The organism is Niastella populi, from assembly GCF_002078015.1.
In the GTDB taxonomy this organism is placed as follows: domain Bacteria; phylum Bacteroidota; class Bacteroidia; order Chitinophagales; family Chitinophagaceae; genus Niastella; species Niastella populi.
In genome coordinates, this window is sequence record NZ_LWBP01000001.1 from 338,299 (window position 1) to 360,478 (window position 22,180).

Sequence of the window (22,180 nt, forward strand, 5' to 3'; positions counted from 1 at the left end):
TAATGAAGTATATCGGTGAACACCTGTTACCCGGTCAGTTGGGACATTTTTTGATAGTACTTTCCCTGGTAGCGTCATTGGTGGCAACTATTGCCTATTTCAAAGCTTCCAATGCTACCTCACCCCAGGACCACGATAGCTGGAAAAAGCTGGCCCGCTTTGCATTTTTTATCGATGCGGGTTCGGTACTCACCACTTTCGGCATTCTTTTCTTTATCATTTCGAACCATTATCACGAATATTATTATGCCTGGAACCATTCGGATGTTTCCCTGAACCCCAAATACCTGCTCAGCAGTATATGGGAAGGGCAGGAGGGCGCATTCCTTTTATGGGCCTTCTGGCAGTCCATCCTGGGCATATTGCTAATAAAAACAGGCAGGAAATGGGAAGCGCCCGTAATGACGGTGATGAGTTTCGCCCAGTTTTGCCTGGCCACCCTTATTATCGGCGTGTATGTTTTCGATCTGAAAATAGGCAGCAGTCCGTTTTTACTTACCCGGCACCAGTTTCAGGATGCACCGGTATTTTCGGCCGCCGATTACCTGAGCCAGCCAAAAATAGCCAATGGTAACGGGTTGAACCAGTTATTGCAGAACTACTGGATGGTAATACACCCGCCGGTTTTGTTCCTGGGTTATGCCAGCACCATTGTGCCTTTTGCTTTTGCCATTGCCGGGTTGTGGAAGAAAGATTTCGGGGGCTGGACCAAACAGGCCCTTCCCTGGTCGCTTTTTTCAGGCGCAATTTTCGGCCTCGGTATTATGATGGGCGCCGCCTGGGCATACGAATCGCTCACTTTCGGCGGTTACTGGGCCTGGGACCCTGTTGAAAACGCTTCGCTGGTTCCCTGGCTTATTATGGTAGCCGGTATCCATACCCAGGTTATTTACAATTCAACCGGGCACTCGTTACGGGCTACGCACTTTTTCTTTATAATGAGCTTCCTGCTGGTATTGTACTCAACGTACCTTACCCGCAGCGGCGATCTGCAGGATACTTCGGTGCACGCGTTTGTTGATTCGGGTATGAACTGGCAAATGCGCATCTGGCTGTTCCTCATTATTGTGCCTTCGCTGGTGTTGTTTATTGCGCGGTATAAAAAGATCCCGCACATTGCCAAAGAAGAGGAGTTCAACAGCCGCGAGTTCTGGATGTTCATCGGTTCGCTGGTATTGTTCCTGTCGGCCATGGCCATTATTATTCCAACTTCTTTCCCCATTATCAATAAGATCTTCGGCACCAGCCTGGTGATCGGGGAAGACAAAGAATTTCCCTATAACCGTATCCAGATCTTCGTAGCGGTGGTGATCGGGGTGCTTACTGCTATTGGGCAATACCTCAAATACAAGAACACCTCAAAGCAATATCTCGTTAAGAAGCTGTTGTGGGCTACGGTAGCTTCCGTACTGGTGTCTGCATCTATCAGTTACTTCGGACAGATCAATTACGACAAATACGGCATCGGGTTCCTGGCCGCCATTCACCTTGCATTATTTGCTGCGGTGTATGCGGTTATTGCCAATGCAGCATACATTTTTACCGGTTTGAACGGAAAATGGAAAGCGGCCGGTGCATCGGTAGCGCACTTTGGTTTTGCACTGATGCTGGTTGGCATCCTCATCTCTTCTTCCAAAAAAGAAGTGGTGTCGGTAAACACGTTCAACCCGCTCAATTTTGGTCCCGACAGGCCAAAAGAGGGTTTTGAGAACCTGACCCTTTTCCGCGGTGTGAAAACCGACATGGGCAAGTACTGGGCAACGTATGTAAAGGATTCGGCCACCGCCAATGGCAAGATCACCTGGTTTCAGGTTGATATGGAGCGCAAGGATGGCAGGGATAAGTTCACTCTGTACCCCAACCTCATAAAGAATACCAAAGGGCAGGAGGGGATGTCGAACAACCCCGATTCCCGGCATTACTGGCATAAGGATATTTTCAGTTATGTGAACCATTCCAGCTCAGTGCAGGAAGGTACCGATACGGCGCAGTTCAAAAATCATGTGGTAAAAACGGGTGATACGCTGTTCTATTCAGAAGGGTACATGATCCTCGATAGCGTTACGGTTAACCCCAATAATGAAAAATATAAGTTCACCGGCAGGGATACGGCTATTATGGCCAACCTGAGCGTTTATACAAAGGAGCAGCAAAAGCTGACCGCCCAACCGGTGTTCTATGTTCGCAACAATGGGGCGCAGTATATAATGGATACGCTCTATTCGCAGGGGCTGGCCGTTGGGCTTACCCGCATTGCCGACGACAAACATTTGGAGATCAGTGTGAAGGAATCATCGCGCCTGGCGCCGTTCCTGGCCCTGAAGGTGCTTCAGTTTCCCTTTATCAACCTGGTTTGGCTGGGAACCATCCTGATGATAGCAGGTTTTGTAATGAGTATTGTGCGCAGGGTGAAGATGATGAGGTGAGTTGACGAGTTGACTTGTTGACGAGTTGACTGGTTGACTGGTTGACTGGTTGACGAGGGAAATGCAGGGTGGGAGTTGAAAAGTTGAAGGGGATATACAGGTTAAGAGTTGACTGGTTGATGAGTTGACAAGTTGACAAGGGAAATGCAGGGTGGGAGGTGAAAAGTTGGGAGGGTAACGGTTGACAGGGCAGTTACAGAAGATAAAAATCAGGAAATTAAAGTTTTTAAAATATAAGGAAAAGGCCCCGCGTTAGCGGGGTTTTTGATTTTCAGGAATTTCCGGTAGCCGGCCAGCCTGCCCGGGCGCTGGCGAATTCGCCAATCACCACTCACCATTTACCCCCTTTTTTCACAACGGTGCAGCCCGGTCAGATGGTGCTTTTCATGAGAAAGAGCAATGCCCAATAAGGGATTCGCCTTATTTCATAAAACGATCATCAGCCAACTGTTTGCCCTGATTAATTCGTATTGTAACTTTAGTACAGTTCTTAAGGTTTTTTTAAGAATTATTTTGCAACATCAGGGGTTACGTTGCGTGTCTTTTGGAATTATTATTACAAGGAAATTGTATTATATTGTAGCACTCGAAAATGACTGCAGAAAGAAAAATATTCAGGTTTGTAGTGGCGGTTTTAGCGCTTGTGGCGGTGTCGGTTAGTCCGGCAACTGGACAAACGGCGCCCGACTCCATTCCACTGCCGCAGTTAGGCCCAAATGATACCATTCCGGTACCTGCCGTGATCCACGATCATGAGTATGTGCCGCTTGAAACGCTCGAGTGGACCTGGGTTCAGGTTCCCTATCCCAAGCATTTATTAAAGAAAAAACAAGCGTGGACGCGTTTACGCAATGCCGTGTATGTAACCTATCCATACGCCCGCAGGGCCGGGGCTATCATGAACGATATCAATGCGCGGATCGTACACATGAATGATTCGGATAAAAAGAAATACATCCATTCCCGCGAAAAGGAACTGAAGAAACAGTTTGCCGAACCGCTCAGCGAACTATCTATTTACCAGGGAAAAGTATTGATGAAACTGATCAACCGGCAAACGGGGAATAACTGTTATAACATCATCAAAGAATATAAAGGTGGTTTTACCGCCAGGGCCTGGCAAACCGTTGCCTTTGTATTTGGCAGCAACCTGAAACAGCCCTACAATGCCAATGGCGATGAGCGGGAAATAGAGATGATTGTGCAGGAAGTGGAGCGGATGCATAGGATGTGAGTTGACGGGTTGACGGGGGAGTTGAAAAGTTGATAGAGTTGATACAGGTGATAGGGGTAAGTTGACGCGTTGACGAGTTAACTTGTTGACCAGGACGTTGAAAAGTCGATACAGTTGATAAAGGTGTGGCACCAAGTAAGAGGGAAGAAGTAAGAAGCAAAAAAATCAAGATATTCTGAAAAAGTCCCGCTAACGCGGGACTTTTTTTATGAGTTGAGTGTAGCGTTTTATTAGCGTTTTTGTAGCTAAAGTTTCGGACTGCCGCCAACGATGATTAGTCTAAGGTATAAGACTTTCACGTTTGCCGTTTGCCGATTCACGTTTGCCGTTTGCCGATTCACGACTGCATTCTCTCAATGATCCCCGTCGTAGAAAACCCTTCCACAATAGGATTGATGATCACTTTTCCACCCGCTGCCATAACTTCTTGGGCGCCTACAATTTGTTCAAGGGTGTAATCGCCGCCTTTCACCAGCACATCGGGTTGCAGGGTAGTGATGAGGTTCAGCGGTGTATCTTCTTCAAAAATGACCACCATATCGACCATCAGCAGCGATGCCAGTACAAGCGCCCGCGACTGCTCATCGTTAACCGGGCGGCTGTCGCCTTTTAACCGTTTGGTGCTGGCGTCGGAGTTCAGTCCAACCACCAGGTAATCGGCTTCTGCCGCCGCCTGTGAAAGCGAAAAAATATGGCCACGGTGCAGTATATCGAACACTCCATTGGTAAATGAAACCTTTTTACCGGTCACCCGCCATTGATTCACTCTATGAACAGCTTCATTCAACGTGCATACCCTGGTGGGAATGATATCAGCTTTTCTCATTAACTGTAATGCTTTTATTGAAATAGGGTAATAAGGTCAGCGCGATAAAACCGCTGATCAGGGCAAAAAAGAACTGCACCGACCACATCAGTTGTCCGAACGCAAAACCAAGCGTTTCTTTTAATCCGTATGCCAGCATGGTATTCTGCACAAAAAGTGCGTATACGCCGAGGCCTGCCCCGGGCGCCGGAACGATCATGGCAAGGCTGCCCATGGTCAAAACCGATAAGGCTTGCGGAATGCTGTAAACGGCGGTCTCTTTCATGGCCCAGAAACCGATCTGAACGCTCAGGAGGTACATGGTCCAGATGAAAAGGGTATGAAAGATGAACCAGCCTTTGTTCTTCAGGTACCGAACGCTGGTTATGCCATGCCATATGCCTTGGAAAATGGTCTTTATCTTTTGAATGAACCTGCTGTGCGAGAATTTTTTGAAAACGATCACTACCGCTGTAACGGCCACCAGAAGTATGGCCAGCAGGATGAAAATGCGGGTAGTGGAGAACGCCCCGGCTTTGGTTTGAACGATCTTGTTCAGTTCTACGCTCAGGTAACCGCCAATAACATCGGCCTGGGTGGCAATGGTGATCACGATCACGAGTAACAGGCAAAGCACATCGAAAGCGCGCTCGGCCACAATAGTGCCCACCAGTTTATCGGCAGGTACTTTTTCGTAACGGGCCAGAATGGTGCATTTCAGCACTTCGCCCAGCCGCGGTATGGCCAGGTTGGCCATATAACCAATGAGCACCGCCATATAGGTATTAAAAACCCGCGGTTTATACCCCAGCGGCCCCATTAAGATCCTCCACCGCAATGCCCGGCTGTAATGGCTTAACAACAGGGTGATCATAACGGGTATGATCAGCAGGTAGTTTGCATTGCGGAAGGCGTTTTTGATATCGTCCCAGCCTTTATCACTAATATCCTTCACCGACCACCATACCAAAAAAATACTGAGCCCCAGAAACAGGATATACTGTAAAACGCTCAGAATTTTTTTATTCATATGGGGGTTTATTTACTACAAAAATAGGTTAACCTGTTAACAAGTTAACAGGTTCATAAGTTAACAAGATAATAAGTTGATCAGTTGAAAAACTGACAGGGAAATTTTGCCAAAAAATTGATCAGGTCAATAAATTATATGAGTGCAGTTCCCCTAAATCAAGTTTCCAGGTTCGTCAACTATAATTTATTACCGGTTTGCGGGAACACCACCGAAGGTTTGAAAGATTTTGCTTTTTCAAAATCGATGGTAGCATAGGAAATTACGATCACGATATCGCCTACAGCGCCCTGGCGGGCGGCGGGTCCGTTCAAACAGCAAACGCCTGAACCGCGTTTGCCTTTAATTAAATAGGTTTCTATGCGGGTGCCGTTATTTACGTTTACGATCTGAACTTTTTCATATTCGATCATGTTGGCGGCATCCATCAGGTCTTCATCGAGCGTCAGACTGCCAACATAGTTAAGGTTTGCCTCTGTAATGGTTACGCGGTGTATTTTCGATTTCAGGATCTCTATCTCCATGATGATATACTTGTTTTTCGATTTTATAGACGGGCGCAAGCTAGTGAATAAAAGGGAACGAGGCAACTGGGCATCCAGGCAACCGGTAAAAGGTATAAAGTTAATTTTCAATGCGATCTGTTCGTTGCCTTTTTGCCGTTATGCCTCGTTCAACAGCATATTGTCGATCAGCCGTACATCGCCTAAGAATGCGGCTACCAGGGCAACCCGTGGCCCCTGGTAAATGGTGGCCATCGTGGCGGTAGCGGGCTGCAGGGTATGGGCGTCGGCGAGTTCTACATAATCGATGCTAAAACCGGCATCGGTAAGCATTTTTGTGGCTTTTTCCTTTACAACAGGCCAGGTGGTCCCCTGGTTGCTTTCCTGCTTAATTAACGTCAGGCATTTATATATGGTTGTAGCTTTTTGCCGGTTTTCAGGCGAAAGACGCATGTTGCGGCTGCTCATGGCCAGTCCGTCAGCTTCGCGCAGGGTAGGGCAGGCAATCAGTTCGGCAGGGCTTTTCATCAGTTGCAACAACCGGCTTACTACCATACATTGCTGGTAATCTTTCTGTCCCATGAATAATTTATGGGGCAGAACCATAGTCAGCAGCCGGTTCATAACCTGGCAAACCCCCTGAAAATGGCCGGGGCGGTATTTCCCTTCAAGCAAAGTTTCCAGGTAACCCAGGTCATATTGTTCAAGGTTACTGGTGCCCTGTGGATACATTTCAGCAATGGCCGGCAGGAAGAGGGCGTGGCAGCCGGCCGCTTCGAGCTTTACAATATCCGGTTCTATTGTTTTGGGGTATAACTGGTAATCGTTAGGATTATTGAATTGGGTGGGGTTTACAAATATGCTGCAAACCGTTACCGCGGTGGCTTTTTTCGACTGGTCGATAAGGGCAATGTGGCCACTGTGAAGGGCGCCCATGGTGGGCACAAAGCCGATTTGTTTACCGGCTGATTTTTGTTGTTGAATATACCGGGCAAGCTGGTCGGCATATTTGAAAATGATCATTTAACGAAATTTTAAGTTATATGCGCGCTGTTAGTGTTTCTAGGGTGAAAGAAGGCTGAAAGCCGCAAGCTTCAAGCCGCAAGCTTCAAGCTGCAAGCAAATACAAATACAAATTACAAATACAGCCGAAAGCCAAAAACAAAAGCCTGGAAACCCGGGACACTGAACATCGATCTGCTGTCCGGGAATGCCTGACTTTATCGGGACTAGCTTACAACTAATAAAAAAACCTTAACTTTGCACCCTGATTTTTAAAAGTTAGCTCATCAACTATTATCTATAATGCTGACAAAGAAAAGAATTTTATTTATTGCTAACGAAATGTCCCCCTACCTGGAGTTAACAGAATTCTCTGAAACGGTTAACCGGTTGGCAATAAAGGCAAACGAAAATGGCTTTGAAGTACGTTGTATCATGCCCCGGTTTGGGGTTATCAACGAAAGACGTCATCGCCTGCATGAAGTGGTTCGGTTGTCGGGCATTAATGTTTCTGTAGGTAATGATGATTATCCCCTGCAAATCAAAGTAGCCTCTTTACCCAACGCCCGGTTACAGGTTTACTTTCTGGATAATGAAGACCTGTTCAAACGCAAGTTCATCTTCCATGATGAAGGAGAGAAATGGTTTGACGACAATGACCTGCGCACCGCATTCTTCTGTAAAGGCGCCCTGGAAACGGTTAAGAAATTCGGCTGGCCCCCGGATATCATTCATTGCAGCGGCTGGATGACCGGTTTAATTCCCCTGTACCAAAAGACAGCCTACAAAAAAGAGCCGGTATTCTCACACAGCAAGGTCATATATACCATCGGCAACAATACACACAAGGAGAAACTGGGTGATGATTTTCTGAAGATCGCTTCTATCAGCTCTGTCGTAAAAGAAAAAGACCTCGAGCCATTCAAAGAAGGTACTACCACGGCCATGATGCGTGGCGGCGCCACGTATGCCGATGCCATTACCTTTGGCGCCGATAAGGTTGACAAAAAGCTGGTTGAGGATTTTGGAAAGGTAAAAGGTAAGAAGGTGCTCACTTACAATGCCGAGTCGGACCTTACAGATTACCTGCAACTCTATCACGATTTAACCAAGTAAGTTGAAAGTTATAAAAAGTAGTAAGTTTTAAGTAATAAGTTATAAGTGATTAGATGTTCACATGTAATTAACAATTACCTATTTCATCAACATAATACTTAGAACTTATAACTTATAACTATATTTTTGCTCCCATTAATATTCTATACAATTCCAACAAACAAAGATTTATGCCTTACTTATTTACTTCTGAGAGTGTTTCGGAAGGCCATCCTGATAAAATAGCTGACCAGATCTCTGATGCCCTTATTGACAACTTCCTGGCATTTGACGCCCAATCGAAAGTAGCTTGTGAAACATTGGTTACAACCGGTCAGGTAGTGCTGGCGGGTGAAGTTAAATCGAAGGCATATCTCGATGTTCAGGAAATAGCCCGTGAGGTGATTCGCAAAATTGGTTATACCAAAAGCGAGTACATGTTCGAAGCCAGCTCATGCGGTGTATTATCAGCCATTCACGAGCAGTCGTCCGATATTAACCAGGGTGTTGACAGAACAAAGAAAGAAGATCAGGGCGCTGGTGACCAGGGTATGATGTTTGGTTACGCTACCAACGAAACCGAAGATTATATGCCACTGGCATTGGACATTGCCCATAAATTATTGATAGAACTGGCCTCCCTGCGCCGCGAAGGAAAAAAGATCGAGTACCTACGTCCCGATGCCAAAAGCCAGGTTACCCTCGAATACGATGATAACAACAAGCCTGTTCGTATCGATGCTATTGTTGTAAGCACCCAGCACGATGATTTTGATTCAGAATCAAAAATGGCTAAAAAGATCAGGGAAGATGTGATCAACATCCTGATCCCACGCGTTAAAGCAAAGTATAAAAAATACGCTCACCTGTTCAACGATAAGATCAAGTACCACGTAAACCCAACCGGTAAGTTCGTTATCGGCGGACCGCATGGCGATACTGGTTTAACCGGCCGTAAGATCATCGTTGATACCTACGGTGGTAAAGGCGCTCACGGTGGTGGCGCGTTCAGCGGAAAAGATCCTTCAAAGGTTGACCGTTCTGCTGCCTATGCTACCCGTCACATTGCGAAGAACCTGGTTGCTGCCGGTTTGTGCGATGAAGTACTGGTACAGGTTTCATACGCTATTGGTGTTGCCCAGCCAATGGGTTTGTACATCAATACCTATGGCACTGCCAAAGTTGAGCTTACCGATGGTGAAATAGCCAAACGCGTTAGCCAGATCTTCGATATGCGTCCTTACTTCATTGAGCAACGTCTTAAACTGCGTAATCCTATTTACAGTGAAACTGCTGCATACGGACACATGGGCCGTCAGCCGGAAGTGGTTGAAAAAACCTTCACTGCACCCGATGGTAAAACCATTAAGAAAAAAGTGGAGCTGTTTACCTGGGAGAAGCTGGATTATGTAAGGAAGATCAAGCAGGCTTTCGGGATCAGATAAAAAATTGAACTCATGTAAGTACTTGAATGCCATCCTGTTTTGCGGGATGGTATTTGTTTGTATGAGATATTTTAGTTATATTTGTTGAAACCGTGAGAGAATGGTGACAGCATCACAGGCGGTTAAAATGTACGAATTGTTGAATAAGCACTTCATGAATAAAGAAGATGCACAGGCGGTAGTTGCAAGTATTGAAGATATTGTTGATAATAAATTCAATACTGAAAAAGACCGGCTTGCCACAAAAGAAGATTTTTTTGCTTAAAAAGTGATATCAACAAGTTGGTAACCCGCATGGAGCAATGTTTCAAAGATCAATTGAAATGGATAATTGTGTTAATGATAGGTTGGTCTTCTTTGCTGGTGGCCGCAATTAAACTCTTATAAAGACTTAGAAATAGATTATTCAGTCCTGACGGTACCGTCAGGACTTTTTTTTGTAGCAGATGTTCTATTTTCGGGCCATGAATGAACAGCTCAATCCATGGAAGGTAATAGATGAAAAAAAGATCTATGAAAATCCCTGGATACAACTCACCGAATTCGATGTGATCAATCCTTCAGGCGGCAAAGGCATCTATGGCAAAGTGCATTTTAAAGGCATTGCCACCGGCGCCCTGCCGCTCGATGACGAATTGAATACATATCTGGTTGGACAGTACCGCTTCACGATCGATCGCTATAGCTGGGAAATACCTGAAGGCGGTGGCGCCTTCGGCATTGACCCTGTTGAATCGGCCAAACGCGAATTGCTCGAAGAAACCGGGTTGGTGGCAGCCGAGTGGACGCATCTCGTTGAAATGCACCTGAGCAATTCCGTTACGGATGAATATGCGGTGGTTTACCTGGCAAGGAATTTAAGCCAGCATACCGCCTCGCCCGAAGAAACGGAACAATTGCAGGTAAAGAAACTGCCGTTTGAAGAAGCATACAAAATGGTAGAACGCGGCGAAATAACCGATTCGATGTCGGTAGCAGCTATTTTAAAAGTAAAACTCATGTTGGCAGATGGACGGTTATCATAAAAAGAAACCAGGTATAAACAAAGGATCGTTGATCATTGGCCGTCAGCCGGTAATTGAAGCCATTCAATCGGGCAGGCCTATCGATAAAATATTCTTTCAGCGAAATGTAAGCGGCGATTCCATTGGCACTATCAGGCAACTGGCACGGGATCAGAACATTCCCATACAACAGGTGCCACCCGAAAAACTGCAATCCTTTACAAAGGCCAATCACCAGGGCGTTATTGCCATTGCGGGCCTGGTACAGTATATGGACCTGCAACAGGTGATAGACCATGTTATGGGTAACGGTGAAACGCCTTTGTTTGTAATACTCGATGGTATAACCGATGTGCGTAATATCGGGGCTATTGCCCGCAGTGCGGTGTGTTGCGGCGCGCAGGCCATTATCATTCCCGACAAAGGCGTTGGCGCCCTGAATGAAGAGGCCATGAAATCATCGGCCGGCGCCCTGGAAAAGATCAATATTTGCCGGGTGAACAGTTTAATGAAAGCGGTAGATACCCTGCACCTGAACGGGATAAAAGTACTTGCCACTGAAATGACTGCCGAAAAGTTCCTGTATGAAGTTGATTATACAGCGCCCTGCTGCATTGTAATGGGAAATGAAGAGAACGGCGTATTCCCTGCGTTGATGAAAATATGCGATGAAAAAATAAAGATCCCGATGGCGGGAAATTTTGAATCGTTCAATGTGTCGGTTGCCACCGGAATCGTGCTGTATGAAGCAATGAAGAGTAGAATGTGATAATGTGATAATTCGATAATCCCGCAGAGCGGGACAAGTTGTGATAATGGCCAATAAACCACTGTTACAGGTTACAGGTGAAATACAGGTTGTGGGTAATCTGGAAAAGAAAATGAGGCCGCAGGAACGGGCTGCCATTGCGTGAAGCCTGCATATATTTAGTTGTCACGAATGAAAGAACCACAAACCACAAACAACAAACCACAAACAACAAACTATAAACTGTGGTTATGAATACCAGTGAACAAAGTACAACGGAGCCGATTCAACTGATCGAATGTCCCCGCGACGCCATGCAGGGCTGGCCGGTTTTTATTCCAACCGAAAAAAAGATCGAATACCTGCATTCTTTGTTGCAGGTAGGCTTTCACACGCTTGATTTTGGCAGTTTTGTATCGGCCAAAGCCATTCCGCAACTCACCGATACGGCAACCGTTTTAAAGGGGCTGCAGCAACTGCCGGTAGATTCGCCAACGAAATTGCTGGCCATCATTGCCAATGTGCGCGGAGCAGAAGAAGCGGCCGCATTTGATGCGATCAGCTACCTGGGTTTTCCATTTTCCGTAAGCGAAACCTTTCAACAACGCAATACCAACAGCAGCATTGCGCAATCGCTGCAACGGGTAACTGACATACAACGTATTTGCGAACAAAGCCGTAAAGCGCTCGTCATTTATATCTCCATGGGTTTTGGCAACCCTTATGGCGATGCCTGGTCGCCGGAGATCGTGTTTGAATGGGTGAACAGGATCGCAGCCCTCGGCGTTCCCGTTATTTCGCTTGCCGACACCGTGGGCCTCGCCACGCCTGAACAGGTATATTCCATGACCAGTTATGTGATCGAAAAACTTCCTCAACACCAGATCGGGGTGCACCTCCATAGCAGTGCCCACAACCGCGCCGCCAAGATAGAAGCCGCCCGCAAGGCAGGCTGCCGCCGGTTCGACTCAGCCATGAAAGGTATTGGCGGCTGCCCCATGGCCAATGACGACCTCGTTGGCAACATCGATACCGAATGGCTCATATCATATTTAGAACAATATGATAATTTGCCCATGTTGAATAAAACAGCGCTAGCGAAAAGTGTTAACTTAGCTAACGAAATATTTACCTTATGAAAAGCGCTATTAGTAAGAAATTTAGCGATTTCAGGATTTCGGGATTTTGAGATCTATCAGAGGGTAAAACCTGATGAAATCTCAAAGTTTCTAAATCTCAAAATCCGAAATTGAACTTCATGCCTCTTCATTCCTCCTTCGTCCTTTGCATTCCTTATGACTGTTCAACTTTGAACCTTATCTCTTAATGTATAAACCTGATAAATGTGATTATGGACCTACAGATACCGATTCAGATCTCCACTTTGTCGAATCCCATCAATTACCAGGATAATATCATGTTAATGGGGTCGTGCTTTACCGAGCACATCGGCGAAAAGCTCGATGAGCTTAAGTTCAGTGTGCTGCAGAATCCCAATGGTATTTTGTTCGATCCGGCCAGTGTAGCAAGCAGTCTGGTTTCATATGTTCAGAACAAACAGTATCAAACCGAAGAGCTTTTTTATTATAACGAGGTTTGGCAAAGCTGGCAACACCATAGCCGGTTCTCAAAAACCGATCTGCAGGAATGCCTGCGCGGCATCAATGCCTCGCAACAGGAAGCGCATGCTTACCTGAAAACGGCCAACTGGCTTATCATTACTTTAGGCACTTCCTTTTCATACCGGTTGACCGAACAGGTACCTGTTTCATTTCGCCGGGGCGCAGTTCGCGGCGCCGTTGCCAATAACCACCGCACGCCTGCAGGCTGGTTCAATAAACACCTGCTCACCATAGAGGAAACGACTACCATGCTCGACAACTGTTTGCACCAGTTGTTCCAGTTCAACCCCAACCTGAAAGTGATCTTTACGGTAAGCCCGGTGCGGCATATTCGCGATGGCGTTATCGATAATAACCGCAGCAAGGCGCGGCTGATAGAAGTTGTTCATCACATGGTGAATAAATTCGACCGGCTGTATTATTTCCCGGCGTATGAGCTGGTGATAGATGTGTTGCGCGATTACCGGTTCTACGATATCGATATGGTGCATCCCAATTACCAGGCTACTTCTTTTGTGCTCGACAAATTCATGCGGCATTTTGTCGATGAGAAAGCGCAGCAACTTGCAGAAGAAATAAAAAAGATAGTGATAGCCCGTAAACACAAACCTTTTCAGCCTTCAACCGAAGCACATAAAAGATTTTTAAAAACCCATCTGGAGAAGGCGCAGGAACTGCAGCGAAAATATCCGTTTTTGAATCTTGATGAGGATATAAGATACTTTTTGCAATAAGAAACAGACTGGGAGATATGTATAAGTTTGTGGTTTGTTGTTTGTTGTTTGTTGTTTGTTGTTTTTTATACGCGAGTTCAAAATTAATAGTGAACCTCAAAGCGCGGCAGCAACCACAAACTACAAACCACAAACTACAAACCACAAACTACAAACTAATATTCATCCCCAAAAGCAAACCTGTTTTTCCTATACATCCATTGCCCATTTGTAAAATCGGGGAACTCCACCGTTTCGTTGCCCAATGCTATGCTTTGCTCGCTCAATGGGGTAATGGCGCTCCACACGGCAGCATCATATACATCCATAGGCGTTCTGGTCTTACGTTTTACCGATTCAATGAATGCGTGCAACACAAAGAAATCCATTCCGCCATGACCGGCGCCTTCGGTAGATGCGCCCCAGCGTTTCCATAACGGGTGATCGTATTTATCTATGTAAGCCTTTGCATCTTCCCATTGATCATTGGTTTTGCTTACCCCTTCAATGTAGAGCGAATGATTTACGTCCATCCAGATGCCTTTGGTGCCCTGTACGCGAAAGCCAAGCGAGTAGGGGCGGGGCAGGTTGGTATCATGTTGCAGCAGTACGGTTTCACCGTTTGCACATTTGATCATGGTGGTAACTACATCGCCCAGTTTAAATTCCACTTTGGCATTGGGGTGTTGTTCGCCGCCGTTCTTTACAATATAGTCATGTAGTCCGCGCGCTTTGGTGGCAAAGCTGGAGAGTGATACAAAGCGATTGCCATAATTGATATTGATCATTTCCGCAACCGGGCCAATACCATGGGTAGGATACAAATCACCGTTACGATGCACGGAATGCTCCGTACGCCAGCGCGCCTCTGAAAATGCTTTCTCTCCAAATTCAACGCCGCCGCCATAGGGTTGTGTTCCATTATTGAATTTCACATGCCGCAGATCGTGCTGATAGCCGCCCTGCAGGTGAATAAGTTCACCAAACATGCCCTGCCGAACCATGTTCAATACGGCCATAACATCGCGGCGGTAACACACGTTCTCGAGCATCATCACATGGGCGTTGTGATGTTCGGCGGCTTTTACCACCTCCCAGTGGTCCTGCAGGGTGATGCCCAGCATTACTTCGGTGCCGATATATTTAATGCCGGCTTCGAGGCAACCGATGATCATGGGTGCATGCCATTCCCAGGGCGTGGCAATGATCACCGCATCGAGCTCTTTCAGTTCAAGCATTTTCTTCCATGCGTTCACATCGTCTTTATACACTTTGGCCATGGGTTTGCCGGCTTTTTTAAACAGGCTGGCGCTCCGCTCCAGCATGCGCTCATCGATATCGCATATGGCTACCACATTAACATCTTTACGCCGAAGCGCATTTTCGAGGTGACCCTGGCCGCGCAGGCCAACGCCGATAAAACCCAGTTTAACGGCAGGCTCAGCCGCTGCGAAAATACCGGCGGCGGGTAATAATAAACCCGCTGATGCCAGGCCGGTATTTTTGACAAATGATCTTCGGTTCATAGCTTTAATTTTGTTTTAGAGGTGTGCCACACATCCTGAGCGAAGGCGAGGGAAAGTGTGGCACACCTGAAGCACCAATTTGGTGCTGCCAAAATACCAAATAAGCGAACATGAACACTGCCGCTCAAAAACTTACGCAATCGAATGCAATTCTGAATTTCTGTAAAAACCTGTCGCCCCATATCAAATTACCGGCCGGTGTGTCCATTATGAACCCATTTGCCGATGCGGAGGCCTGGCAACTGGCCGAAACGTTCTATACCAGATTTTACAACGATCATCATCCGCGTACATTCATCTTCGGTATCAATCCCGGGCGTTTTGGCGGCGGCGTTACCGGTATTCCGTTCACCGATCCCATACGCCTGAAAGAAGTGTGCGGCATCGATAACGACCTGCCGAAAAAAGCGGAGTTATCGTCGCATTTTATATATGCAGTGGTAGAAGCGTATGGCGGTGCCAAAGCATTCTATTACGACTTTTATATTACAGCCATGTCGCCGCTGGGATTTACAAAGGATGGCGTTAACCTGAACTATTATGACGATAAGGAATTACTGAAAGACAGCGAGCCGTTCATTTTACAAAGCATCAACGAACAGCTGGATACCATTGCAACTACGCGTGAGCATTGTTTTTGTCTGGGGGAAGGCACCAATTACAAGATCTTTCAGAAGATCAATGCGAAGCACGGTTTCTTTAAGGAAATAATTCCGCTGCCGCATCCGCGGTGGGTGATGCAATACCGGAGGAAGAAGGTGGATGAGTATGTAAAAGTATATTTGGAGAAATTAAGAAGGAGTTTATAGTTTATAATTTGTGGTTTGTTGTTTGTAGTTTGTTGTTGCTGCCGCGCTTTGAGAGTTAAAATTAATTTTTAACTCGTGTGTTTATGAACCACAAACCCTAAACCACAAACCACAAACTAGTGAATTCGATCTCCCCGCACTTCTATTTTCTGCATCAACACGGCTTCATAAGCCAGCCATTCCTGCCAGCGTTTGCGTACAATTGATTTTTCTACATAGGTTTCGGCCAGCTCTATGAATAAATGATAATGGCCGGCTTCGCTTTCCATAAAGCGGCGGTAAAAATTGCGCAGGTATTCATCGTCGAGACCTTCGCTCAGGCGTTTGAAGCGTTCGCAGCTGCGGGCTTCTATCAGGGCAAAGATCAACAGCTTATCGAGCAGCCTTTGTTCAGGGCTGCCGTCTTTCTTTTGAAATAACTGCAGCTGGTTTACATATTCATCCTTTCGTTGTTTGCCCAGCTTCAGATTGCGTTTATGCAGTTCGGCCAGCACCAGGCGAAAGTGTCCCCATTCTTCGGTAACGATGGGGGCCAGCTCAGTCACCAGCTTTTCCAATTCGCTGTATCGCTGTATGAGCGAAATGCAACTGGTAGCTGCCTTTTGCTCGCAATACGCATGATCGGTTAGAATATACTCCAGCGACAATTCGGCCAGGTTCACCCAGCGCGGGTCTGTGGGCAGGTGCAGCCCGAGGATATTTTTTGTTTCGTTGGTAGTGCTCATAAAGTGCACAAAGTTAATGGCTAAGTGCGATATTTGAGCCTTAAGTGTGCCACACCTTCAAGGTGCGGCACACTTCAATGCAAGTTATGAACGACTCATTCTTACTGAAAAAACTCAACGAGCGGCAGCAGCAGAATGCTTTCCGCCGCCTGCAGTTGCCCAATGACAGAACCGATTTCTGTTCAAACGATTACCTCGGCATTGTGCACAACGGGCTGATAGAAAAAAAGCTGGGTGAAACCGCCCATACCTGGAAACATGGCAGTACCGGTTCGCGCCTGCTCGCCGGCAATTATAAACTGGTTGAAGAAACGGAGGAAATGCTGGCCGCCTTTCATGCGGCCGAAGCGGCGTTGCTATTCAATTCAGGTTATGATGCCAACCTGGGTTTGCTGAGTTGTGTTCCCCAGCGGGGCGATACCATTATTTACGATTACCTCAGCCATGCCTCCCTGCGCGATGGCATTCGGCTCAGTTTTGCCCAATCCTTTTCATTCAGGCACAATGACCTCGAAGACCTGGAAAAAAGGCTGCAGGCCGCCACCGGTGAAATATTCGTTGTTACGGAATCGGTGTTCTCGATGGATGGCGATAAGGCCCCATTGACCGCCATCAGCGCTTTGTGCGAACAGTACGGCGCGCATTTGATCGTTGACGAAGCCCATGCTACCGGGGTGGTAGGCGGGCAGGGGGAAGGACTGGTTCAGCAACTCAACCTGCAGGCCGCCTGTTTTGCCCGTATACATACTTTTGGAAAAGCGGTAGGCTGCCATGGCGCTATTGTGCTTGGGAGCGGGCGGTTGCGCAATTATCTTATCAATTTCTGCCGGTCGTTCATCTATAGCACGGCATTGCCCGAGGCCAGCGTGGCCGCTATACGTTGTGCATATGAGTTATTTCCGCAAATGCATGCCGAAAGGGCGCATTTGCAACAACTGATAAATACTTTTCAACAGGCGAACATCAATTGTAAAAAGCTGGTTTCCGATACGCCGGTGCAAATAGTTATTATACCGGGGAACGACCAGGTTAAGAAGGTAGCTGGCGATCTGCAAACCGCCGGGCTCGATGTACGCGCCATTTTATATCCTACGGTTCCGGCAGGGAAGGAGCGGTTGAGGATTGTGTTGCATGCTTTCAATACGTTGACGGAGCTTCAGGGGGTAATTAGCTGTTTATAGTTTATGGTTTATAGTTTTTGGTTGCTGCCGCGCTTTGAGGTTTAAAATTTAATTTTGAACTCGCGCAATAAAGAACAATAAACGATAAACAACAAACCATAAACCTTACTTTTTCCTTATTTCATTCTCCGGCAAATAATAGGTCTCATTCGGGCCAATTCCCGATACCTGCATGGTGCATTCCTCGGTGAACCATTCGTAGTGCGGCTGATCGGCTTTTATAACCACATAACTTCCCGGGCCATAAGCCATGGCGGCAATAGTAGTATCGAATATTTTATCCATAACAATATGGGCTGAACCGCTGAGAATGGTAACATAGAGGTCGGAATTATGCACATGCGGCATTCCTTTATAACCGGGCGGGAAAACGTAACGCTCAATAAAGAATCCGGGTTGGTTGCGGTGCCCGGCCAGATACATGTTCTTTCTGCCGCTTTGCAGCACGGTATCCCGTACGGGCGGAAGTATCATTTTTGCTTTTTCACCTTTATCCATCGGGGGACTTGCAATGTTCTGCACCGGGTTGTTGGTACAGGACAGCCATGGAACCAGCAGCATTGCCATGGCAGAATAGGCTGTCTTTTTCATAGCAAAACAATATTTAGGTGACGAATAATTAAAAGAACTGATGGGTAAGTTACTAAAATTTGACCAATTATGTATTAGATTATGCCAACGGTCGCCGGCAATGAAGGTGTGCCACACTTTCCTGGCGGCGGAAAAGTAAGTGTGGCACACCTTAAACTTTACATGAATGGCCATAAAAAAGCCCCGACGAAACGTCGGGGCGGTACCACGGACTGTAACCTCTAAGGTTGATGAACTAAACGATTGCTGATGACTACTGAACTGCGAACAACTTCAATGTATAATTGCTATACGAAAAATATTATTAATAAAAGCGCCACAAACAACAAGGCAAGCATTCTCTTCTTTCGCTGATATATCCGGGCTTCCATGTCACTACATTTTTATACCAGGCATCCATCGCACTGATTGCACTACAAAAGTCCGTATTAGCAGGGTTCCTCACAATACAACTTTGTGGTAGTTTTCGCTGATAGATTTAAGAATATTTAAATAAATGCCGCTGCTAATAGCTTTCAGCTATGGTTTTCAGAAGCCACCTCCCTGAAGCTGAAAGCCCAAAGTCTAACGTAAAAACAACCGAATTTGCTTTCGGCTTTCAGCTTTCGGCTTTCAGCTTTGTTTTCCGTATTAAAAAATGCACTACTTTTAAAAAATCCTTCTAACCCCTGATGTGAATTAGCAATATGCGCATTATTCCACTTATTGTTACCGTAGTAGTAACCATCGGTTTGATCATTACCCTGAGCATGCCCATAGGAAGCATTCCGCCGCTGGGTAGTTTTCTCAGTCCGCAAACCGGGTTCTGGCAAAATGCCGAGCCTGTTGATGCCCATGCCGATCTCAATTTGTATTTACCCCAGCTAAAAGAAAAAGTGCAGGTGTATGTCGACGACAGAATGGTGCCGCACGTATTTGCACAGAACGATGAAGACCTGTATCTCGTACAGGGTTACCTGCACGCAAAGTACCGCCTCTGGCAAATGGAGTTTCAAACCCATGCTGCCGCAGGCCGTTTATCGGAAGTACTGGGCGCCGGTCCCAACAATGCCTATTTGAATTACGACCGCAATATGCGCAGGGTAGGTATGAAACTGGGCGCCAGCCGTTCGCTCGACAGTATGGAGAACGACCCCAACACCAAAAGTATGCTCGATGCATACACTGCCGGTGTAAATGCTTATATAGATCATTTGCCTGCCAATGAATTGCCACTCGAATACCGCCTGCTGAACTATGTGCCCGAGCACTGGAACAATTTCAAGACGGCGCTTTTCCTGAAGTATATGAGCTATGACCTTACAGGTTCTGAAAATGATTTCGAATATACCAATGTACGTAACGTTTTAAGCCAGGAAGACTTTGAACTGCTGTACCCGGTAATGCAGGATTCGCTCGACCCCATTGTGCCCAGGGGCACAACATTCAATGCTCCCGCGGCCAGGCCGCTGATGCCGGTTACTACCGACTCGCTGTATTTTAAATGGAACACGTTTGCCGACATAGCGCCCACACCGGTTGATAAACCCGATAAAGACAATGGCAGTAATAACTGGGCGGTTGATGGAACCAAAACAAAAAGCGGCCGCCCTATTTTATGTAACGATCCGCACCTGGGGCTGAACCTGCCATCCCTTTGGTTCGAAATGCAGTTGCATACCCCGCAATACAATGTGTATGGGGTTACTTTTCCCGGTTCGCCAGCAGTGATCATTGGCTTCAACGACAGCTGCTCATGGGGCGTTACCAATGCCGGCCGCGATGTAAAAGATTATTTCGTCGTTCACTTCAAAGACCAGACCAGGGAACAATACGAGTTCAATGGCGCCTGGAAACAAAGCGAACTGCATGTTGATACATTCAAAATAAAAGGGCGGGCGCCATTTTACGATACGGTTGCCTATACCATTTTTGGGCCGGTGCAGTATGATAATTCATTCACCGGAAGCAACAGGGCATCGGCCTATACCAATTATGCCGTTCGGTGGAAAGCGCATGACGGTTCCAACGAACTGAAAACCTTTTATCTGCTCAACCGCATGAAAAGCAAATCAGATTATGAGGATGCCATTAAGTATTTCTATTGTCCGGGCCAGAATTTCGTTTTTGCTTCAAAAAGCGGTGATATCGCCATCTGGCAACAGGGAAAATTTCCGGCCAAATGGCGCCGCCAGGGCGATTTTATTATGCCCGGAACCGATACCGCTTACCTGTGGCAGGGATACATTGACCAAAAAGACAATCCCCATAACGATAACGAAATTGATTCAGCCCGTGGTTTTGTAAGCAGCGCCAACCAGGCGGCCACCGATACAACCTATCCGTTCTACCTTGGCGGCAGTTATCCCATTTACCGCGGCATCATCATTAACCGATACCTGCGGCAGTTGAATGGCATTACCATCGATGATATGAAGAAAATGCAAACCGACAACTTCAATGTGTTTGCAGAAACGGCATTACCCATTATGATGGCCAATATTGATGAAAACACGTTAAGTACCGAGGAGAACAAATACCTCGATATCCTGCGCGGCTGGAATTTGCGGTATGATGCCATGGAAAAGGCGCCTGCCATATTTCAGCTCTGGATAGAAAACCTTGAAAAAGAAGTCTGGAACGACGAACTCGATGTTGCCAACAAACCGGTCATTATGCCCGAGAAGGCAACGCTGGTTAAATGTCTTTCCTTCGCCAATTTTAAATTTGCCGACAATATCAATACCCAAACCGTAGAGAGCGTAAAAGACGTGGTAACCGCAGCATTTAAAAAAGTGGTGCCGGTTGTTTCAAAGGCCGATGCGGAAGGCGAACTGAACTGGGGTAAATACAAAGACGCCGGCATACGGCATTTGCTGCGCCTGGCGCCATTGAGCCGGTATCATATGGAAACGGGCGGGGGCGAGAACGTCATCAACGCCACCAAACAATTTCATGGGCCAAGCTGGCGCATGATCGTTGAAATGACTGATAAGACCGATGCCTGGGGCATTTATCCGGGCGGACAAAGCGGCAACCCCGGCAGCAGGTACTACGATAATTTTGTGTACGACTGGGCAGCGGGGAGATACAATCAGTTGTGGGTAATGGACGAGAAGGATGTTAAGGATAAAAGGATATTGTTTACCATAAACTTTAATAATTAGCACATTCACCATTGCTACTTTTAAATTACAAAGCAGGATGAAATTCGGGATCTCAATAGCATTAACAGTCATCGTCAGCTTCGCCGCCGGTTTGTATCTTCCTTTCTGGAGCGCCGGACTGGTAGCATTCCTGGTGTCGGTGTTTATTTATCAGAAACCGGGCATGGCGTACTTAATGGGTTTTACCAGCATATTTTTATTATGGGGCGCGCTGGTGTTGTGGATCGACGCGCAAAACGACAGCATTTTGTCGCAGCGCATGGCCAGCCTTTTCCCATTGGGGGGCTCATCGGCCCTGATCATTCTGATAACAGCGATTGTTGGCGCAATTGTCGGTGGCCTTTCCGCCTTATCGGGAAGTTTTTTACGCAGGTATTATGATGAATGGAAGGAACTCGAAGAACAAAGGTATACCAGTGGGTATTAGTTGAAACCCGTTACAGAGCCTGCCCGCTCTGCGGGGTTGCAGGGAATTTAATCTGGAACCGCTTTTTCTCCTTTTCGCATGCGGAATTGACCCGTTGAGCCCGCTGCAGGGGTGTTTTAACTAATTTAGTGAGCAGCTAATCAACAAT

Annotated in this window: 20 protein-coding genes; 13 read left to right on the forward strand and 7 right to left on the reverse strand. The window is 46.7% G+C overall.

Features of this window, described 5'->3' with window-relative positions; all coding sequences use genetic code 11:
- Nucleotides 1-2: 2 nt before the first annotated feature.
- Together ccsA and A4R26_RS01220 are read left to right on the forward strand one after the other, a co-directional pair.
- The gene (gene ccsA / locus A4R26_RS01215; RefSeq protein WP_081158851.1) at nt 3-2,426 is read left to right on the forward strand and encodes a cytochrome c biogenesis protein CcsA; all 2,424 of its coding nucleotides are present in this window, start codon (nt 3-5) and stop codon (nt 2,424-2,426) included.
- 592 nt (nt 2,427-3,018) lie between these two features.
- A complete protein-coding gene (locus tag A4R26_RS01220; protein WP_081158854.1) occupies nt 3,019-3,660 on the forward strand; it encodes a DUF4294 domain-containing protein in 642 nt (213 codons plus the stop codon).
- Nucleotides 3,661-3,997: 337 nt separating this feature from the next.
- Here A4R26_RS01220 and rfaE2 read toward each other — a convergent pair whose 3' ends face one another.
- The 4 genes from rfaE2 to panC all read right to left on the reverse strand — a co-directional run bounded on the left by rfaE2 (nt 3,998) and on the right by panC (nt 7,021).
- Nucleotides 3,998-4,486: a D-glycero-beta-D-manno-heptose 1-phosphate adenylyltransferase gene (gene rfaE2 / locus A4R26_RS01225; RefSeq protein WP_081158857.1), complete on the reverse strand. Its 489-nt coding sequence runs from the start codon at nt 4,484-4,486 to the stop codon at nt 3,998-4,000.
- The gene (locus A4R26_RS01230) at nt 4,473-5,495 is read right to left on the reverse strand and encodes a lysylphosphatidylglycerol synthase transmembrane domain-containing protein (RefSeq protein ID WP_081158859.1); all 1,023 of its coding nucleotides are present in this window, start codon (nt 5,493-5,495) and stop codon (nt 4,473-4,475) included. Before A4R26_RS01230 ends, rfaE2 begins: the two co-directional genes overlap by 14 nt.
- A gap of 179 nt (nt 5,496-5,674) precedes the next feature.
- Nucleotides 5,675-6,019: an aspartate 1-decarboxylase gene (panD, locus tag A4R26_RS01235; protein ID WP_081158862.1), complete on the reverse strand. Its 345-nt coding sequence runs from the start codon at nt 6,017-6,019 to the stop codon at nt 5,675-5,677.
- A gap of 138 nt (nt 6,020-6,157) precedes the next feature.
- Nucleotides 6,158-7,021 carry a pantoate--beta-alanine ligase gene (gene panC / locus A4R26_RS01240; RefSeq protein WP_081158865.1) on the reverse strand — a complete coding sequence of 288 codons (864 nt, stop codon included), beginning with the start codon at nt 7,019-7,021 and terminating at the stop codon, nt 6,158-6,160.
- 282 nt (nt 7,022-7,303) lie between these two features.
- Here panC and A4R26_RS01245 point away from each other — a divergent pair, with 282 nt between their 5' ends.
- The 7 genes from A4R26_RS01245 (at nt 7,304) to A4R26_RS01270 (ending at nt 13,648) form a co-directional block, all read left to right on the forward strand.
- A complete protein-coding gene (locus tag A4R26_RS01245; protein ID WP_081158868.1) occupies nt 7,304-8,116 on the forward strand; it encodes a glycogen/starch synthase in 813 nt (270 codons plus the stop codon).
- 170 nt (nt 8,117-8,286) lie between these two features.
- Entirely contained in the window at nt 8,287-9,540 is a 1,254-nt protein-coding gene (metK, locus tag A4R26_RS01250) for a methionine adenosyltransferase (RefSeq protein ID WP_081158871.1), read from the forward strand.
- 100 nt (nt 9,541-9,640) lie between these two features.
- Entirely contained in the window at nt 9,641-9,805 is a 165-nt protein-coding gene (locus tag A4R26_RS34725) for a hypothetical protein (protein ID WP_165760114.1), read from the forward strand.
- Between the two features lie 199 nt (nt 9,806-10,004).
- Complete coding sequence (locus A4R26_RS01255) at nt 10,005-10,565, forward strand: NUDIX domain-containing protein (RefSeq protein WP_081158874.1); 561 nt, start codon at nt 10,005-10,007, stop codon at nt 10,563-10,565.
- The gene (gene rlmB, locus A4R26_RS01260) at nt 10,549-11,313 is read left to right on the forward strand and encodes a 23S rRNA (guanosine(2251)-2'-O)-methyltransferase RlmB (protein WP_081158877.1); all 765 of its coding nucleotides are present in this window, start codon (nt 10,549-10,551) and stop codon (nt 11,311-11,313) included. Before A4R26_RS01255 ends, rlmB begins: the two co-directional genes overlap by 17 nt.
- A 230-nt stretch (nt 11,314-11,543) precedes the next feature.
- The gene (locus tag A4R26_RS01265; RefSeq protein WP_081158879.1) at nt 11,544-12,431 is read left to right on the forward strand and encodes a hydroxymethylglutaryl-CoA lyase; all 888 of its coding nucleotides are present in this window, start codon (nt 11,544-11,546) and stop codon (nt 12,429-12,431) included.
- A gap of 212 nt (nt 12,432-12,643) precedes the next feature.
- Nucleotides 12,644-13,648 (forward strand): GSCFA domain-containing protein, encoded by a 1,005-nt coding sequence (locus A4R26_RS01270; RefSeq protein ID WP_081158882.1) that lies wholly within the window; start codon nt 12,644-12,646, stop codon nt 13,646-13,648.
- Between the two features lie 155 nt (nt 13,649-13,803).
- On the opposite strand, the gene A4R26_RS01275 is transcribed toward A4R26_RS01270, so the two are convergent.
- A complete protein-coding gene (locus A4R26_RS01275; RefSeq protein ID WP_081158885.1) occupies nt 13,804-15,153 on the reverse strand; it encodes a Gfo/Idh/MocA family protein in 1,350 nt (449 codons plus the stop codon).
- Between the two features lie 110 nt (nt 15,154-15,263).
- On the opposite strand from A4R26_RS01275, the gene A4R26_RS01280 reads away from it, so the two are divergent.
- Entirely contained in the window at nt 15,264-15,962 is a 699-nt protein-coding gene (locus A4R26_RS01280; protein WP_081158888.1) for a uracil-DNA glycosylase family protein, read from the forward strand.
- A gap of 116 nt (nt 15,963-16,078) precedes the next feature.
- Here A4R26_RS01280 and A4R26_RS01285 read toward each other — a convergent pair whose 3' ends face one another.
- Complete coding sequence (locus A4R26_RS01285) at nt 16,079-16,687, reverse strand: MiaE family protein (RefSeq protein WP_081158891.1); 609 nt, start codon at nt 16,685-16,687, stop codon at nt 16,079-16,081.
- A gap of 86 nt (nt 16,688-16,773) precedes the next feature.
- On the opposite strand from A4R26_RS01285, the gene A4R26_RS01290 reads away from it, so the two are divergent.
- Nucleotides 16,774-17,868: an aminotransferase class I/II-fold pyridoxal phosphate-dependent enzyme gene (locus A4R26_RS01290; protein ID WP_081158894.1), complete on the forward strand. Its 1,095-nt coding sequence runs from the start codon at nt 16,774-16,776 to the stop codon at nt 17,866-17,868.
- A 105-nt stretch (nt 17,869-17,973) separates the two neighbouring features.
- Here the strand turns inward: A4R26_RS01290 and A4R26_RS01295 are convergent, their stop codons facing one another.
- Nucleotides 17,974-18,459, reverse strand: a complete 486-nt coding sequence (locus tag A4R26_RS01295; protein ID WP_081158897.1) for a cupin domain-containing protein — start codon at nt 18,457-18,459, stop codon at nt 17,974-17,976.
- A gap of 686 nt (nt 18,460-19,145) precedes the next feature.
- Here A4R26_RS01295 and A4R26_RS01300 point away from each other — a divergent pair.
- Nucleotides 19,146-21,605, forward strand: a complete 2,460-nt coding sequence (locus tag A4R26_RS01300) for a penicillin acylase family protein (RefSeq protein WP_081158898.1) — start codon at nt 19,146-19,148, stop codon at nt 21,603-21,605.
- Between the two features lie 37 nt (nt 21,606-21,642).
- Nucleotides 21,643-22,032 (forward strand): hypothetical protein, encoded by a 390-nt coding sequence (locus A4R26_RS01305; protein ID WP_081158900.1) that lies wholly within the window; start codon nt 21,643-21,645, stop codon nt 22,030-22,032.
- Nucleotides 22,033-22,180 lie beyond the last annotated feature (148 nt).